Raw genomic sequence first — 17,026 nt, 5'->3', positions numbered from 1 at the left:
TTTCTCACGCGACCCGCCTCAGGACGCGTACGCGGCGGCGTCGTAGTAGGTGTTCGGGTCGACAGCGTTCGGCAGCTTCCCCAGGTCCTTGAAGAGGCCGTTGAGGCCGGTGAGCCAACCCGCGACGGTGCCGTCGGTGGACTTGGCGGCGAGCTCGGCGGACGGCAGGAACCGGGCGTTGGCGGCTTCGGCGCGCAGTTGGTCGATCGGGGCCGACTTGAGGAACTTCGCGGTGACCTCGACAGCGCGGTCCAGGTTGGCGGCCCGCTCGTCGTTGGCGGCACGCAGCACCGCGAGCACCTTCTTCACCAGTTCCGGCTTGCCGGTCACCACGTCGTTGCGGCCCACGTAGGCGGACGGGAAGCTGATGGCCGGGTAGAAGTCGTCGTTCTTGGCCAGCTCGGTCAGCTTCGGCACCCGCTTACTGATGGTGCCGATGAGCGGGTACCAGATGCCGGCCGCGTCGATCTGGCCCGACCCGAACGCGGTGACGACAGTGCTCGGGTCCATCGCGACCTTCTGGACGTCGTCGATGGAGAGGCCGGCGCTCCGCAGGGCCAGCCGCACGATCATGTCGCCGGAGGTGCCTTCCGGCACGCCGACCTTCTTGCCCTTGAGCGCGGCCATGGAGGTGATGCCCGGCTGGGCGATGACCCGGTCGGCGAAACCGAGCGAGTTGATGGCGATGACCCGGGCCTTGCCGGAGGCCGGCAGCCACATCGCGCCCGGGCCCAGGTAGCCGAAGTCGAGGTCGCCAGCGCCGAGCGCCTGCACCTGCAGGGGGCCGTTGGTGAAGACCTTGAGGTCCGGCTTGAGACCGTGTTCGGCCCACAGTTTCCTGTCGTCGGCGATCGCCATGAGGCTCGCGCCGGTGAAGTCGGCGATGTAGCCCAGCTTCACCGGCTCGCTGCCGGAGCCGCCGGATCCGGACTGGTCGTCGTCGCCGCAGGCGGCGAGGGCTGCGGCGGTGCCGAGGCCGGCGATGCCGGAGAGCAGGGATCGACGGGAGAGAGAGCTCATTGCGATGCACCTTCCTGAGGGGTCTGGTGGTAGACGGCGCGCCAGACCCGATTGCGGATCCGGGAGAATTCCGGTGACAGGCGAACGGCTTCGGTGCGTGGGTACGGCAGGTCGACGTCGATGACCTCGTGCACCCGGCCGGGCCGGGCAGCCATGACGACGACCCGGTTGGCGAGGTAGACGGCCTCGTCGACGTCGTGGGTGATGAACATGACGGTGCGTCGCTCGGAGCCCCAGGTGGCCAGCAGCTGATCCTGCATCTGCACCCGGGTGAGGGCGTCCAGGGCGCCGAAGGGTTCGTCCATGAGCAGGACGCCGGGGTCGACGGCGTACGCGCGGGCGATGGCGCACCGCTGCCGCATACCGCCGGACAGCATCCGGGGCAGCGCGTCGGCGAAGTCGGTGAGGCCCACCAGGTCGATGAAGTGCTGCGCCCGTCGCCGCCGCTCGGCCCGCCCGACCTTGGCGATCTGGAGACCGAACTCGACGTTCTGGCGCACGGTCAGCCAGGGGAACAGCGCGTACTGCTGGAAGATGACGCCGCGTTCCGGGCCGGGCCCACGCACCGGTCGCGAGTCGACGAGCACCTCACCGCCGGTGGGTTCGACCAGGCCGGCCGCGATGTTCAGCAGTGTCGACTTGCCGCAGCCGGACGGGCCGACCACTGTGACGAACTCGCAGTCGGCGATGTCCAGGTCGACGTTCTGCAGCGCGTGGAACGGTTTGCCGCCCACCTCGAACGTGCGGCTGGTGGAGCGGAAGGAGATTTTCTCGGTCATCGACGTTCCTGCCATCCGGTGAGGCGCTTCTCCGCGGTGAGCAGGAGCCGGTCCATGATCAGGCCGAGCACACCGATGGTGATCAGGCCGACGAAGATGCTCGGCAGGTCGTAGTAGATCTGCGCCTGCTGCATGCGGTAGCCGAGGCCCTCCTGCGCGGCGATCAGCTCGGCGGCCACCAGGGTCGCCCACGCCGCGCCGAGGCCGACGCGCATGCCGACCAGGATGAACGGGGTGGACGCGGGGACGATGACCCGGCGGAACACCACGGCGTCGTTCGCGCCGAGCACCCGGGCTGCGTTGATCATGGTGCGTTCGACGCTCACCACGCCCTGGAACGTCGACACGACGCAGGACAGGAACGCGGCCAGGAAGATGACGAAGATCTTCGGCGTCTCCCCGATGCCCATGAGCAGGATGGCCAACGGGATGACGGCCAGGGGCGGGATCGTGCGGAAGAACTGCACGTAGGGCTCGATCAGGCCACGTGCCGTCCGGTACCACCCCATCAGGAAGCCGACCGGAATCGCGAGGGCGGTGCCGAGCGCGAATCCGATGAGCACCCGGCGCAGGCTGGCGAGGCTGTCGTCGAGCAGGGTGCCGTCCATGGCGAGTTCACCGGCGCGGACGGCGACCGCCTGCGGCCCGGGAAGGCCCGACACCCCGACCCGCGCGAGCACGGTCCAGATGCCGATGCCGAGCACGACGGCGATCACGTTCCACGCCAGCAGTGGTACGGCGCGGCGTGGTGGCGACGCCGTGCGGGTGGTCTCCGACCCGCGGGTCCGGGGCGGTTGAACGTCTATCGGCACGGTGGCCCTCCGTAGCCCAGGTCGGATTGGAGCGCGCCTTCCGGGTGGGCGGCGCTCAAGGTAAGGGAATCTTTGGTGACCGGACTAATCATGTCAACCCTTCGGACTAAAATTGCCGAGCTGGCAGCACTGCCTCGATTCATAAGACATCCGATGTCTGGTGACCAGCAACCCTAGGGTGACGGCGCTGCCGTGACAACGCCCCCCCCCCCCCCCCCCCGCCGTGGGCGCCGGATATTGTGCGACGCATTGACTAAATTGACGACTCTCGTCAGACTGCGGCGTACCGAGCCACCCCAGCCGCCCGACGCTCCGGGCGACGGCCCAAGGAGTCCCATGTCGATTCCACGCTCCCGCCACAGCACCGGATCGGGACGCCGGCGCACCGCCGCCCCCCTCGCCCTGCTGATCGCCGCGACGCTCGTCGCGCCGGTCACCTCCGGCACGCCGGCCGCGGCCGCCGCCGCGCCGGTGAACCTGGCCCGGACCGGCACCGCCACCGCGTCGAGCGTCGAGCTCGACCGGGCCGACTTCGTCGCCGCCCACGTCAACGACGGCGACCGCAACACCCGGTGGTCGTCGAAGTACCAGGACGCCAACTGGGTGCAGGTACGGCTGGCGACCCCTGCCACTGTCGACCACGTCGTGCTCGCCTGGCCCAACGCGTGCGCCCGTGACTTCACACTGCAGACCTCGACCAACGGCACCACCTGGACGGACGTCGCCCGCGTCCAACGCGACACCTGCCCCCGGACGGACGTCATCGCGGTGAACTCGGCGCAGCCCGTGTCCCACGTGCGCATGCAGGGGCACCAGCGGTGGGCGGGTTACGGCTACTCCATCTCCGAATTCGAGATCTGGAACGAGACGGCGCCCGCACCCGCGCCCTCGCTGGGCCTGCTGCCCAAACCCGTGTCGATGACGGAGAACGGCGGCACGCCGTACACGCTGAACCGGAACACGCCCATCGTCGCGGTCGGGGCGCAAGCGACAGCGCCCGCGACCTACCTCGCCGGCCTGCTACGACCGGCCACCGGGTACGGCCTGCCGGTGGTCACCCAGAGCAGCGCGCCCGCGCCCATCGTCGTCGAGGTCGGCGCCGGCAAGGGCCCCGCCGGGCAGGCAGCCGAGGGGTACCGGCTCGTCGTCACGACCACGAAGGTCCAGATCAGCGCCGACACGGCGAACGGCGCACTCAACGGGGTGCAGACGCTGCGCCAACTCCTCCCCCAGTGGGTGGAGTCCGACACCGTCGTCGACGCCACGTGGACCGTGCCGGCGGTGACGATCTCCGACTACCCACGCTTCGCCCACCGCGGGATGATGCTCGACGTCGCTCGCAGCTTCTACCCGATGAACGAGATCAAGGCGTACATCGACGGCGCCGCCCAATACAAGATCAATCGTCTGCACCTGCACCTGACCGACGACCAGGGCTGGCGGATCGCCCTCGACAACCCGGCGAGCAACCCGGCGGGCATCGACTACGGTCTGCTCACCACGGTCAGTGGCCGTACCGCCATGACCTACAACGACAGCGGCCAGCTGATGGGCACCGAGCTGGGTGTCACCGGCTTCTACACCATGGCCGACTACGCCGAGATCGTGCGCTACGCCGGTGTGAACGGCATGACGGTCATCCCGGAGATCGACATGCCGGGGCACACCAACGCCGCGCTGCACGCCATCCCCCAGCTGAACACCACCGGCGCCCAGCCGAAACCGGCCGCCGGACAGCGGACCGCCCCGGCCAACGGCACCGGCAACGTCGGCTACTCGACGTTCGACTCGGCCAGCACGACGACGTACGAGTTCGTCACTCAGGTCCTGACCCAGATCGCCGCCATGACGCCGGGGCCGTACCTGCACATCGGCGGCGACGAGGCCCACGTGACCAACCACGCGAACTACACCATGATGGTGAACGCCTTCACCTCGACTGTCGCCTCGCTCGGTAAGACGGTGGTCGGCTGGAACGAGTACGCCGGCACGACGCTGCCCCAGAACAGGGCCGTCGTGCAGTACTGGAACGGCGACCGCACCGCGGTGGCCAACGCGGTGACCGGCCGCGGCGCCCAGGTCGTCCTCTCCCCCGCCCCCCACACGTACGTGCCGCAGAAGCAGGACTCCCGTCAGCCGCTCGGTGGCACCTGGGCGTGCGGCGGACCGTGCGGGCTGGACCGGCACTACAACTGGGACCCCGGCACCTTCATCCCGAACATCGCCGAGACCAGCGTGCTCGGGGTCGAATCGGCGCTCTGGGGCGAGTTCATCCGCCGCATCGGTCAGGCGCAGTACTACAGCTTCCCGCGCCTCGTCGCCACCGCCGAGGTCGGATGGACGCCGCAGGCGCAGCGCAGCTACGCCGACTTCACCACCCGCCTGTCGGTGGCCGGGGGCCGGTTGACGGTCCAGGGCGTCAACTTCTTCCCCACCGCGGACGTGGCGTGGCGCAAGCAGGCGATCGGTCGTCCGGCCACCGCGGTCGTCGGCGCACCGGCCGGCGCCACCTGGACGGTCACCGCCCCCGGACTCCGGTCCGCCGACCTGGCCACCACGGTCACCTGGAGCGACGGGCGGGTGGAGGCGCTCACACCGACCGCCACGCGCGACCCGAGCATCCCCGCGATGCAGATCAACAGCGCGTTCACCGTGGTGTCCCGACGCACGTTCGGCGCACCGGGCACGTACACCGGGAGACTGTCGGCGCGCTCGGCCGGGGCTTCCCCCGTCGAGGCGGCGCTGACCGTCACGGTCCGAGCACCCTGACCACCGGCCGGTGCCGTCACCTCGCGCTGGTGACGGCGCCGGTCACCGCGCCCGTACGCTGCCGCAACGACATTGGAAACGAGGCATCGGTCATGATGGTCCGGTGATCGAACGCCCGGATGCCATGCAGCGTGTGCGGCTGGCACACACCGAGGTCCTGCTGGCTCAGCTCCGCAGCGCCGGCCCGCTCAGCCGGGCCGAGCTCATCCGGCTGACCGGGCTCTCGCGTACCACGCTGTTCGACATCATCGGCGACCTCATCGCCCGCGGGGTGGTCGTCGAGCGCGAGCCCGCGCTGTCCGGCCACCGGGGCCGGGGACGGCCGTCCACGACCGTCAGCCTCAACCCGTCCGCCGGCCGGATCGTCGGCATCGACCTCGGCCGGGCGACGATCACCGTCATCGTCGCCACCCTGGGCCACGACATCCTGGCCCGGGGCAGCCGCCCCATCACGCTGACGGCGGGGCCGGCCCGACGAGCCAACGCCGCGATCAAGCTGATCGACGACCTCGTGCAGCAGCACGACATCGACCTGCGGGCCCTGGAGGCGATCGGCCTCGGCCTGCCCGGCCTGGTGGCGGGTCGGAGCCGTTCGGCCGGCGACAGCGGCAGCAGCCCCTCGGTGGCCGCGAAGCAGGTCAGCACCCGAATTCAGGACCGGTACGGCGTAGCCGTCGTCACCGACAACAACTCCCGACTGGCCGCGCTGGCCGAAGGCACCTGGGGGGCGACCCGTGACGTACGGGACGCCATCTACGTCCGGTGGAGTGACGGCGTGGGCGGCGGGCTCATCGTCGACGGCCGGCTCGCCCGAGGCGCGCACGGCGCGGCCGGCGAGATCGGTCACGTCAGCGTCGAGCCCGACGGCGACCCCTGTCCGTGCGGTGGCCGCGGCTGCCTTGAGCTGCTGATCCGCCCGTCGGCGCTGATCGAGCAGTGCGCCCGGCGCGGTGTCACAGTCGCGGATCCGGCCGATCTGGTCGCGCGGGCAATCGCCGGCGAGCCGATCGTCTCCGACGTGGTGCGGCACGCCGCGACGCTGCTCGGCCGAGTCCTGTCGGGAATGGTGGTGCAGTTGGACCCGGGCAAGGTGGCCATCGGTGGGACCCTCGCCCATGCCGGCGAAACGGTGCTCGAACCGGTCCGGACGGCCATCGGTCAGCTGGCGATCCCCGGACACACCCGCCGCCTGGACGTCGTGACGGCCCAGTTCGGCGACGAGGGCGGCGCCCTGGGCGCCGTCGCGGCAGCCCTGCGGCTCAACATGTCCGAGCCCCTGCCGGCCCTCCCCACGGCATAGGAGCAGCGCACGGCCCGGCAACGCGGCACAGGAGCAGCGCACGGCCCGGCAGCGCGGGACAGGACCAGCGCACGACCCGGCAGCGCGGCGGCTGGCTACGGTGCCGCGGGCAGGAGCGTGAGCAGTCGTTCGACAACCCCGGTCACCGCGCTGCGTCCTGCTGCGAGGTAGCGGCGCGGGTCCCGGGACTGCGGCAGGGCCTCACGGACCGCATCGGTGAACGCCACGTTGAGGGCCGTACCGACGTTGATCTTCACCATGCCATGACCGACCGCGGCGCGGATCTGGTCCAGCGGTACCCCGGAGGAACCGTGCAGGACCAGAGGCACGGGTACGGCTTCGCGGATGGCGGCCACCAGGTCGAGATCCAACGAGGCGGTGCGGTCGGCCATCGCGTGCGAGCTGCCCACCGCGACGGCGAGAGCGTCGACGCCGGTCTCGGCCACGTACCGGGCGGCCTCGGACGGGTCGGTGCGGACGCCGGCGGTGTGGGCGCTCGCCGGAGCGTCCGGCTTACCGCCGACGTAGCCGAGTTCGGCCTCCACCCACAGCCGGCGGTCGTGCGCCCACTCGGTCGCCTTGCGGGTGGTCGCCACGTTGGCGGCGTACGCCAGCGCGGACGCGTCGACCATCACGGAGCTGAAGCCCGAGTCGGGAGCCTGCTCCAGCAGACTGATGTCGTCGACGTGGTCCAGGTGCAGCGACAGGGTCGCGCTGGACCTCCAGGCGACCTCGGCCGTCGCCGCGGCGATGGCCGACAGGCCCGAGTGGTAGCGCGCAGCGTTCTGGCTGATCTGCAGGATCGCCGGCCGGCCGGCACGCTCCGCCGCGGCGGCGATCGCCTGGGCGTACTCGATCGTGATCACGTTGAAGGCGAGTACGCCGGTGCCGGCGGCTCGGGCCGCCGCCACCAGGTCGGCGGTGGGCACGAGGGTCATCAGTGGTCCTCAGGCAACCGGCGCGGTCAGGACGACGGACCGGGTGAGCAGCCGGGGCTGGTCCGGGTGCAGGCCGCGGCGGTTCGCGAGCTCGACCGCGAGCCGCTGCGCGGTGGTGAGGTGCGCCATGGCGTCGACGTCCTCGTGCACGACGATCGCGCCCGTGGCGGCCAGATCATCGCGGAGGCCGGGGACCACCGGCCCGAAGATCCAGACCACGGACCGGTGGTCCACCACGCTGATCGGGCCGTGCCGGAACTCCATCGCCGGGTACGACTCGGCCCACATCTGTGCGGCCTCCCGCAGCTTGAGGGCCGCCTCGTGCGCCAACCCCACGGTCCAGCCGGTGCCGAGGAAGGTGAACTGGCTCCGACCGACGACGTCCGGGTCGACCGGCGTGTTCAGCTGGGCGCGCGCCTGTTCGATCGGCTCGGTCAGGTCCTCTCCGAGGCCGGCGCGCCAAGCGGCGAGCGCGGTCGTGGCGAAGCGGGTCTGCACCACTGACTGTTCGTCGGCGAAGTCGAGGACGACGCAGTCACTCACGAGCCGGCTCACCGGCCGGTCGGCATCGGTCGTGATCACGGTCGAGCGGCTGCCGCGCGGCAGCTGCTCAAGGAGCCGGATCACCTCGGTGGTGGTGCCGGAGCGGGTGATGGCGACGACGCGGTCGTACCGCCGCCCGGAGGGAAACTCCGAGGCGGCGAAGGCGTCGGTCTCCCCCTGGCCCGCCGACTCGCGCAGCGTCGCGAAACTCTGCGCCATGAAGTACGACGTGCCGCAGCCGACGACGGCGACGCGCTCACCGGGCTGGGGCAGCGCCCGCGCCACGCCCGGCTGGGCGACCAGGTCCGCGGCGCGACGCCACGTCTCGGGTTGGGAGGCTATCTCGGAGGCGACGTGCGACACGGTTCCTGCTCTCTGTCGGTGCGGTGTTCTTCCAGCTTTTCCACTGTGGTTCCGGGCAGCAGCCGGGAAGCCACGTCCTCGTCGTACTCGCCCGCCCACGGGCAGGCGACGGCTGCCGCCGAGACGGCCGCGCCCTGGGCGAGGACGTCCCGCCAGGGCGCGCGGGTGAGGAGCCCGTACGCGAGCACGGCCGCGAGGGCATCGCCCGCGCCGGTCGGGTTGCCGGACACCCGTTCGGGCGCACGGACGCTGTAGGCGGCCCCGCCGGTGACCGCCACGAATCCGTCCGCGCCGCGGGACACCACGCCGGCGGTGGCGCCGCTTCGAACGAGCCGGTGCGCCACCGCCACGGCGTCCTCGCGGGTGCGTACCGAGCGGCCGAGCAGGTCGGCCGCCTCGTGGGCGTTCGGTTTCGCCAACGCCGGTCCAGCGGCCAGGGCATGCCGCAGTGCGGGGCCGTCGGCGTCCACGATGGTCTCGGCCCCGGCGGCTCGCGCGATGGTGACGAGATCGGCGTACGCGGTCTCGGGTACGCCCGGCGGCCGGCTGCCGGACAGCACCACCACCCGTGCGGCCCGCACCCGCTCGGCGAACGCGTCCCGGAACGCCGCCCACTGCGCCTCGGTGACGTGCGGGCCAGGTTCGTTGAGGACGGTCGCCGTGCCCTGCGCGAGGACGGTCACCGTCCGACGGGTCTCCGCGCCGAGGCGGGTGAACTGCGCCGGCACGCCGGCCGCCGCCAGTTCCGCTTCGATGTGCTCGCCGGAGGCACCGCCGAGCAGACCCAGGACCACTGCCTCGGCGCCCAGTTGACGCAGCACCCGGGCGACGTTCAGGCCCTTGCCCCCGGCACGGGCGACCACGCCGGTGACCCGGTGCGACGTGTCCGGGACCAGCTCGGGAACGGTGTAGGTGATGTCCAGGGCCGGATTGAGCGCCACCGAGATGATCAGGTCGCCCCGACCCCGGACCCGCGGCGGGTCTTCGATCGTCATCTGGCCGCCTCCTCCGGCGGATGCCGGCTACACGAGCACGCATGATCTTTCGTGACATCCGAGCGCCTGTATCAATCAGGATGTTGCAGACCCTAGGATCTGCGCCTACTGCCGTCAAGGTCTCCCAACCGGCTTGGACCTGGTGCACGCCGTTGGGCCATCCCACAGGCACGAGGATCAGCGAGGGGTGGCGAGGCGTCGGAGCAGGTTGGTGAGCTGCCACGCGGACGACACGGATATTGCAGAAAGTTGCACAGATCTCACACCTCAGACGCCCGCACGGACGGCCCACCCCGGCGTCGGGAGCCCTTGACGACTATCGATAAGGCTCGTAAGTTCGTCCGACATCTGACGTAGGACAATTCCCCCGCTGTCCGAAGGACAACCATGACCACAGGAATCCCGCCGCGCGGTCGCTGTGGCGGGTGCCGCCGGTGCCCTCGCCGCCGTCGCGCCGCCCGGCCGGGCCGACGCCGCGATCGTTTCGACGTCCCTCCCGGTCCTCGGCGTCACCGACGACTGGAACGCCGTCCTCGCCCGCACGCCCCAGGTGCAGCTCACACCCGGTGCCACGTACACCCTTACCGCTTCTGTCGCGCTGCCCGATCGCTGCGTCATCGTCGGCAACGGCGCGACGGTCACCGTCGCCAACGATCAGACCGGCGCCCTGTCCATCGCGGGTCGCAGCAGTGTCACCATCAGCGGAGTCCACTTCCTCGGACGCCAGGCCAGCCCGGTCGACTCAGCACCGCAGTTCGCGCACGTCGGCATACGGATCAGCCGCAGCACCGGCGTCCGGATCCTGGACTGCGACTTCACGAACTGGCGCGGTGCCGGCCTGGCGGTCACCGGGTCGACGGCGGACGACTACTTCGGCTACCGGCTCAAGGTGAGCGGCAACGCCTTCCACCGCTGCTACTTCGGTGTCTCGATGGCGGACTGTCCTAGTCCCGTCTTCGGTCCCGGTTCTGGCCGTGGCCCGTCGGACAGGGCGGCAACCCTGTCCGACGGACCGCGCGGGGATCAGCTCCCCGACGCCGCCGCGGTTCCGGTGATCGCCAGGTCGGCCATCGTCGTCCACGGACCCCGGGCGCCAGCCTCGCTCAGTGCCCGCAGCCGCACGTACCGGCCGCTGCGGAAAGCGCCGAACGGCACCACCTTCTGCGTCGACGTGTCGGCGAACGTCCCCGACGCCACCGGGGTGCCCCAGTTGCTCGGGCTGTCCGAGACGTACACCTCGTAGCGGCCGATCCGGCCGTTCACTCCCCCGTCCTGCCGTGGCAGGTACCGCAGTCCATCCATCCGGTACGTGGCACCCAGATCGATCTGGATCTCGTGCGGCAGGGGTGCGGCCGTCGACGACCAGGCGGTGTGCCAGAAGGTGGCCGGGTTATTGTCGAAGGCGTTGGTGGCAGCGCCGTTCTCCGCGCTGGTCTCCTCGCTGTCGGCGTACACGAGGCGCCAGCCGTCCCTCGGGATCGGCGGCGGCGTCGTACTGGTGCCGGCGACCGGCAGCACGGCGCCGTCGATCCGGGTCTGGAACGCGGTGTTCCGCGCACCGGCCTTGATCCACAGAACTCCGTCCGCGTAGAACCATCCGCTGCTGGCCGAGTCGTAGGCGGCGCGCGTGCTCAGCGGCGGCAGCGTCCGGCCGGCGACCGTGACCGCCTGCGGAGCACCCGCCAGGTGCACGCTGAACTCGTAGGACCGCGACGACGGCTTACCGGCGTACGTGCCGGTGGAGGCGCCCACGTCCACGGTGACCGTTCCGGTGCCGGACGCCGGGGCCGTCATCTGGACCTGCTGGGTGGCATAGGCCCCGTTCCGGTAGGCGCGGGTGATGCCGTCGTCCTCGTAGAGCGTGAAGCTCGACGCGCCGCGCGGATACAGGTCGTAGGTGAGTGTGGAGACCGGTTTCTCGCCGGTGTAATTCATCTGCGGCCACATCGGCACGATGGAACCGCCCTTGACGAACAGGGGCAGCCGGTCGAGCGGTGCGGCGTACCCGTTCAGCGTGAGTGGCCCCTGGTACACCCGCCCGGTCCAGTAGTCGGTCCAGGTGCCGGCCGGCAGGTAGATGCCGTCGCGCAACTCGGTGTCGGAGACCACCGGCGCCACGAGGAAGGCGTCGCCCGCCATGAACTCCCCGGCGGTGGCGTTGCCGTGGGCGACCGGGTCGTTGGGATATTCCAGCACCAGGGCCCGGGTCGCCGGCACGCCGGTCACGCTGGCCACGCGACTCATCGTGTAGTGGTACGGCATCAGCCGCATCTTGAGCTGGAGGTACCTGCGGTTGATCGACAGGTACGGCTCGGCATAGCGCCATGGCTGCTTGTCCTGGTAGCCGGGCGCCGGGTTGGTCGCGCCCCAGCCGGACATCGTCATGAAGGCCGGCGTGAACGACTTCCACTGCAGGTCCCGCACGTAGGTGTTCGGGCTGCCACCGAAGATTCCGTCGACGTCGCCGGTGGCGTAGTTGAAGCCGGACAGCCCCGCGCCGGCTACGGCCGGCACGGTCCACCGCATGTCGTCCCACCGGCCGTACGTGTCACCGGTCCAGACAACGGCGTTGCGCTGGCTACCGGCCCAGCCGTCGACGGTCCACACGTAGCGGCGCGCGTCGGAGTTCCGCTCGATGCCGTCCACAGCCTGTTGCACACCACGGAACGCGTCGCGGTAACCGCCGCCCACCCAGGCGACGTCGGTCTTCACGCCGCGCGAGCCGGCGGTGCCGACCTCCGAGTCGATGGACCCGAGCCCGGTGGATGTCCACAGACCGGTCTGGAAGCCGAGTGCCTTGGCGCCCGCCACTGTCGACGGCAGGTCGGTGTAGCCGCAGCCGTACCCGTCGTTGGGCAGGAGCCACCCGGACGGCATGTTCCTGGCCCGGGCTTCCCGCGCGTACGCCAGCACGTCGGGAGTTCGCTGGTGCCCGGCCCGGTTGTGGTCGCCCTGGTAGGTGGGGTTGGACGCGTTGAAGCAGTCCGCGTTGCCGAGTTCGAGGCCCCACATCGGGCTCAGGAACGGCTTGCCGGTCACGTCGGTGTACGCGCCGAGCACCGCCTTGAGCGAATCACCCACGAAGTAGTACGCGTCGAAGCGTTCCTCGTTGTGGGTGGTGGTCACCGGTGCGGTGAAGCCGTAGGAGCCGGCTGCCCAGGTGTTGCGCAGGACGCCGTAGCCGTTGGTGGACAGGTAGAAGGGCGCCGGGCTGGCGTTCGTGTTCTCCCGCCACTGGTTGTCCACGGCGATGGGCACCGTCTTGTCGCGGAGCGCCCACTCGCCCAGCCGCAGGCCGGTGCCGTAGAACTGCTCGTCCGCGTCGCGTACCAGCCGCTGCGTGGTCCGGCCGGCGGACCAGTCCAGCGGTTGTGCCTCTCGCCAGACCGGCCGCCCGTCCGGGCGGAGGACCTGCATGGTCAGGGGGTTCTTGTTGATCCGGATGACCACCGCCGCGGTGGTGATGCGGAAGGCGGTGCCGTCGTCGGTCACCGTGCTGGCGACCCCGCCGAAGTCGGTCCGTACGGTGATCTCGTTCGCCGCCGGTTCGGTGAATGTGCCGTTGGGTGCCGCCCAGACGCGGAAGATGTCCGCGCGTGTCAGCGTCACCCGGATGCGGGCGGCCGTGTTGGTGGCGATGGTGTACGTGTTCCCGGCCCGCGTGAGGCCGGTGGCGCTTCCCGGTGTGCCGGCATGAGCGGGTACGGCTTGCAGCATCGCGGCGAGCAGGATGAGGGCCACGACGGCGGCCCGGACGGCGGTGCGGGGGCGACGGAACGCGGGCAGCGATGACCAGATCATCGTTTTCTCCCGGTGTGGTGAGGGGTCGACGCGGCTCCAGACATTCACGAGGGCCGATAAGCAGGGATGCTGCACCCACTTGACTCAAGATGCAAGAAATCGGCGACGATTTCGCATCGAGTTCCATCTTTGCCGTCGAGAGACGCGCGTCAGACCCGCACCACCTTCACCCCGGCCTGCTCGACGAGGCTCACCTGCTCCGGATCCGCCGCCCTGTCCGTGATCAGGGTGTCGATGTTGCCCAACGGACAGATCCGGTTGAAGCTCCGGCGGCCCAGCTTCGAGGCGTCCGCCACGACGATCGTCCGCGCGGCGCTGGTCACCATGACGTGGTTGACCGCCGCCTCGCCGTCGTTGTGCGCGCTGGCGCCGTGCTGGTGGTCGATCGCATCCACCCCCAACACGACCACGTCCAGCGCCACGGACGCGAGCATCGTCTCCGCGATTCGGCCGACCAGCTCGTACGACTGCGGGCGGGCCGTCCCACCGGTGAGCACCACCCGGATGTGCGGCCGCACGATGAGTTCGTGGGCGATGTTCAGCGCGTTGGTCACCACCGTGTTCGCCGTCGTCTGCCCGTTCGGGTCGGTGCGCAGCGCGAGAGCCCGGCCCACCTCGGTCGTCGTGGTGCCCCCGTTGAGTCCCACCGTGCTCCCCGGCGGAATCAGTGCGACGGCTGCCGCGGCGATGCGCTGCTTCTCCGATGCCTGCCGGACCGCCTTGTATCGCAGCGGCAGGTCGTAGGACACGTTCGTGACGACCACGCCGCCCCGGGTACGCGTCACCAACTGCTGCGTGGCGAGCTCGTCGAAGTCACGTCGGACGGTCGCCGTGCTCACGCCCAGCTCGCGGGCGGTGGACTCGATGTCGAGCTGACCCTCGACCGCGACCATCTCCAGGAGCCGGTGCCACCGCTCGCGCTGGTTCACGTCTCACTCCGGTCGCTCGGCCCGCCCATGCGCCCATCCTTGCATCCCTGATGCAAAGTTCCGTACCGCACCACGGCGGAGCGGGCCCGGGAGCGCGGGGTGGACATCACGCGTCGGCGAGCCAGTGCCGGTGAGGGCCGGTAGGTGACCTCTGCGGTCGCCGCACCGCAGCCGGTCGCCTGCCCGGCCCTCACCGTCCCGGCCGAACCGCTGGTCCGGCCGGTGTCATGTGGCCCGGGGCATCAGCTCGGGGTGAGCCGCCACTGCTGGGAGGCGCTGCCGGTGTCGCTCTGCTGCACGATGGCGGCACCGTTGGTGGTGGCCCCGCCGGCCACGGCGAGGACCTTGCCGGTCTGCACGTTGACGAGTTTCACGAAGTCGCCGGTGGCGGTGACGACCCGCCACTGCTGGTTGCCGCCGCCGGTCGCGCTCCACTGGATGACCCGCGCCCCCTCAGCCGTGGAGCCGGCCTCGACGTCCGCCAGCAGTCCGGAGTTGACGCTGGTCATCGTGGTGACGCCACCCACCGCGCCAGCCATCAACCACGCCTGGTTGGTCCCGCCGTTGGGGGTCCACTGGATCAACTGCACGCCGGTGACCCGGGACAGGTCCGGCACGTCGAGGGCCTTGCCGCTGGCCCGGTTGACCACCGTGTGGCGGACGGCGCCCGACTGGCCGCTCAATGTTGCCTCGAAGGAGATCGGCTGCGCCTGCACCTGGTGCAGGTCGAAGACGACGATCTCGTTGGCCCCCACCCGCAGCCACGGCGCCGGGCAGTAGAGCCGCTGCTGTGGCCCCACCTTCCAGTAGCGGCCGAGGTTACGACCATTGACCCAGACCACACCCTTGGTCCACCGGGACATGTCGAGGTACGTGTCGCCGGTCTGGGCGAGATTCACCGTGGCCTTGAAGAAGATGCCGGGCCGCGAGCTGTTGGTGATCACCGGACGGAGGCCGGCCACGAACGCCTCGTCGCCGGGGAGCAGGTGGGTCTGCCAGTTGGTCAGCGTGCCGGTCAGGGTGCCCGCGTCGACGAGCGACACCCGTTCCGTGATGCCCTTGCGGTCGACCAGGGCCTGACCGAAGTTGTTGCGGCCCATGCCCTCCACCAGGATGTCGAGCGTGGGACTGCCACTGGCCGAGGTCTTCAACGCCAGCGGCGCGTCCTGCACGGTCACCCCGAGCGGGGTCGTGTAGGCCGCCGGGAGGTTGCTTCGGGACAGACCGCCCTGGTAGACGCCGTCGAGGAACACCGTCGCGTAGTCGCGCACCGACCTGATGTCCAGCGTCGCCCGGGTGTAGCCGGGCAGGACCCGGCGGTACAGCATGAAGCCGGAGTTCTGGCCGTACATCTCCATCGGTTGGGGGTTCGTCTGCGTCGACAGCGCGGCGGGCAGGTTGTCCCACAGCGAGGCGTACGGCGTCGGCACCACCGCCTGACCGCCGGTACGCACGATGGTGGGGTTCGGCGCGGGCACGGCCGGCAGCGTCACCCCGAGGGCCGTGCCGATGATCTCGCGGTAGGTGGGGTACAGCCGCGACGGGCCGCCCTGTTCGTTGATCGGCGCGCCGTAGTCGTAGCTGGTGATGTCCGCCTGGTAGCCGGTCCCGTTGTCGGCGGCGTTCGCGCCCGCGGAGTACCCGAAGTTCGTCCCGCCGTGGATCATGTAGAGGTTGAACGACAGCCTGCCGGCCATCAGGCCCCGCAGCTGGATGGAGATGTCGGTGTTCGACCCGGCGAAGCCACCGTCGCTCCAGTGCGTCAACCAGCCCGTGTAGAGCTCGCCGGACATGGCCGGGACGGTCGGGAAGGACTGCCGGGCCGCGGCGATGGCCGCCGCGTCACCACCGCTGAGTGCGATCGCACCGCCGGCCACGACCGTTCGGTTGCCCTGCACCTGGCCGAGCCCGTCCTCGGTGTAGAACGGCCCGGTGATCCCGGCGGCCAGCCACAGTTGCCGCAGTTCCTCGAGATAGACGGCGTCGCTGCCGTACGACCCGTACTCGTTCTCGATCTGGACCATCAGGATCGGCCCACCGTTGGCCACCATGAGCGGCCTGACCTGCGCGGCGAGCGCGTTGACGTAGCGCATGACGGCCGCCATGTAGTTGAGGTCGGAGGCGGTGCGCACTCGCAACCTGATGTTCGGGTTGCGCAGCAGGTACGGCGGCAGGCCACCGAGGTCCCACTCGGCGCAGACGTAGGGGCCGGGACGCAGCAGCACGTACATGCCCTCGGCCTGACACAGCCGGATGAAGCCGGCGATGTCCCTCCGGTCGGTGGTGAAGTCGAAGACGCCCGGCCGTTCCTCGATGTGGTTCCACATCACGTAGATGGCGATCGTGTTCATGCCCATCGCCTTGGCCATCTGGATCCGGTGACGCCAGTACTGCACAGGGATGCGGGACGGGTGCATCTCCCCGCTGCGGATCTGGAACGGCTGACCGTTGAGCAGGAAGTTGCTGCCATCGGCGGAGAACCCGAAGACCTGCGCCGCGGCCGCAGCACCGGCCGGGCCGCCCGACGCCAGCATCGCCGCGAACGGACTGAGCACACCCAGGGTGAGGAGTTGGCGCCGTTGCATGGTGTCTCCTTCGGACAGGCATCGTTGGCACGCCGGCGGCGGCCGAGGGCCGGACGGGCCGGGTTGCCAGCGTGTCGACAATGATCGATGTAGAGCGAGCCTGCCAGACGATGCAACATGATGTAAATATCTAAGCTCGTTTTGCATCTTCGATCATCTGCGTCCGCGATCGAGCCCGCACGCCCGCATTTG

At 70.4% G+C, this 17,026-nt stretch carries 11 protein-coding genes and 1 pseudogene; 3 read left to right on the top strand and 9 right to left on the bottom strand.

Features of this window, described 5'->3' with window-relative positions; all coding sequences use genetic code 11:
- Positions 1-18 precede the first annotated feature (18 nt).
- The 3 genes from FBZ33_RS07305 to FBZ33_RS07295 are packed head-to-tail and all read right to left on the bottom strand — an operon-like array spanning position 19 to position 2,611.
- Positions 19-1,020 (bottom strand): aliphatic sulfonate ABC transporter substrate-binding protein, encoded by a 1,002-nt coding sequence (locus FBZ33_RS07305; RefSeq protein WP_141908448.1) that lies wholly within the window; start codon positions 1,018-1,020, stop codon positions 19-21.
- Positions 1,017-1,799, bottom strand: a complete 783-nt coding sequence (locus FBZ33_RS07300) for an ABC transporter ATP-binding protein (RefSeq protein ID WP_088946950.1) — start codon at positions 1,797-1,799, stop codon at positions 1,017-1,019. Before FBZ33_RS07300 ends, FBZ33_RS07305 begins: the two co-directional genes overlap by 4 nt.
- Positions 1,796-2,611 carry an ABC transporter permease gene (locus FBZ33_RS07295; RefSeq protein ID WP_210794293.1) on the bottom strand — a complete coding sequence of 272 codons (816 nt, stop codon included), beginning with the start codon at positions 2,609-2,611 and terminating at the stop codon, positions 1,796-1,798. The genes FBZ33_RS07300 and FBZ33_RS07295 overlap by 4 nt, the downstream gene beginning before the upstream one ends.
- A 336-nt stretch (positions 2,612-2,947) precedes the next feature.
- Here FBZ33_RS07295 and FBZ33_RS07290 point away from each other — a divergent pair, with 336 nt between their 5' ends.
- Positions 2,948-5,380 (top strand): family 20 glycosylhydrolase, encoded by a 2,433-nt coding sequence (locus FBZ33_RS07290; protein ID WP_141908447.1) that lies wholly within the window; start codon positions 2,948-2,950, stop codon positions 5,378-5,380.
- 103 nt (positions 5,381-5,483) lie between these two features.
- Positions 5,484-6,680, top strand: coding sequence for an ROK family transcriptional regulator (locus FBZ33_RS07285; RefSeq protein ID WP_210927640.1), 1,197 nt, complete (start codon positions 5,484-5,486; stop codon positions 6,678-6,680).
- A 95-nt stretch (positions 6,681-6,775) separates the two neighbouring features.
- On the opposite strand, the gene FBZ33_RS07280 is transcribed toward FBZ33_RS07285, so the two are convergent.
- Genes FBZ33_RS07280 through FBZ33_RS07270 form a run of 3 tightly spaced genes read right to left on the bottom strand, consistent with a single transcriptional unit; the run spans position 6,776 to position 9,519 of the window.
- Positions 6,776-7,618 carry a class II fructose-bisphosphate aldolase gene (locus FBZ33_RS07280; RefSeq protein ID WP_141908446.1) on the bottom strand — a complete coding sequence of 281 codons (843 nt, stop codon included), beginning with the start codon at positions 7,616-7,618 and terminating at the stop codon, positions 6,776-6,778.
- A 9-nt stretch (positions 7,619-7,627) separates the two neighbouring features.
- Complete coding sequence (locus tag FBZ33_RS07275; protein WP_099851612.1) at positions 7,628-8,524, bottom strand: SIS domain-containing protein; 897 nt, start codon at positions 8,522-8,524, stop codon at positions 7,628-7,630.
- Entirely contained in the window at positions 8,500-9,519 is a 1,020-nt protein-coding gene (locus FBZ33_RS07270; protein ID WP_255508743.1) for a 1-phosphofructokinase family hexose kinase, read from the bottom strand. Before FBZ33_RS07270 ends, FBZ33_RS07275 begins: the two co-directional genes overlap by 25 nt.
- Positions 9,520-9,937: 418 nt before the next feature.
- On the opposite strand from FBZ33_RS07270, the pseudogene FBZ33_RS33270 reads away from it, so the two are divergent.
- Positions 9,938-10,450 (top strand): annotated as a pseudogene (locus FBZ33_RS33270) (hypothetical protein); the annotation flags it as partial.
- Positions 10,451-10,542: 92 nt separating this feature from the next.
- On the opposite strand, the gene FBZ33_RS07260 reads toward FBZ33_RS33270, so the two are convergent.
- From FBZ33_RS07260 to FBZ33_RS07250, 3 genes are all read right to left on the bottom strand, one after another.
- Complete coding sequence (locus FBZ33_RS07260; RefSeq protein ID WP_255508742.1) at positions 10,543-13,320, bottom strand: TIM-barrel domain-containing protein; 2,778 nt, start codon at positions 13,318-13,320, stop codon at positions 10,543-10,545.
- 149 nt (positions 13,321-13,469) lie between these two features.
- Positions 13,470-14,249, bottom strand: coding sequence for a DeoR/GlpR family DNA-binding transcription regulator (locus FBZ33_RS07255; protein WP_088946944.1), 780 nt, complete (start codon positions 14,247-14,249; stop codon positions 13,470-13,472).
- Between the two features lie 242 nt (positions 14,250-14,491).
- A complete protein-coding gene (locus FBZ33_RS07250; RefSeq protein WP_185755229.1) occupies positions 14,492-16,834 on the bottom strand; it encodes a beta-galactosidase in 2,343 nt (780 codons plus the stop codon).
- Between the last annotated feature and the right edge of the window lie 192 nt (positions 16,835-17,026).

This window comes from Micromonospora sp. A202 (assembly GCF_006715105.1).
Lineage (GTDB): Bacteria > Actinomycetota > Actinomycetes > Mycobacteriales > Micromonosporaceae > Micromonospora > Micromonospora zamorensis.
Note: the sequence above shows the minus strand (reverse complement) of the source record. Positions and strands in the feature narration are given on the sequence as shown.

Excerpts from the sequence above, each read along its gene's own strand:
- FBZ33_RS07305 (WP_141908448.1), bottom strand. The coding sequence starts at position 1,020 with ATGAGCTCTCTCTCCCGTCGATCCCTGCTCTCCGGCATCGCCGGCCTC.
- FBZ33_RS07300 (WP_088946950.1), bottom strand. The coding sequence starts at position 1,799 with ATGACCGAGAAAATCTCCTTCCGCTCCACCAGCCGCACGTTCGAGGTG.
- FBZ33_RS07290 (WP_141908447.1), top strand. The coding sequence starts at position 2,948 with ATGTCGATTCCACGCTCCCGCCACAGCACCGGATCGGGACGCCGGCGC.
- FBZ33_RS07280 (WP_141908446.1), bottom strand. The coding sequence starts at position 7,618 with ATGACCCTCGTGCCCACCGCCGACCTGGTGGCGGCGGCCCGAGCCGCC.
- FBZ33_RS07270 (WP_255508743.1), bottom strand. The coding sequence starts at position 9,519 with ATGACGATCGAAGACCCGCCGCGGGTCCGGGGTCGGGGCGACCTGATC.
- FBZ33_RS07260 (WP_255508742.1), bottom strand. The coding sequence starts at position 13,320 with ATGATCTGGTCATCGCTGCCCGCGTTCCGTCGCCCCCGCACCGCCGTC.
- FBZ33_RS07250 (WP_185755229.1), bottom strand. The coding sequence starts at position 16,834 with ATGCAACGGCGCCAACTCCTCACCCTGGGTGTGCTCAGTCCGTTCGCG.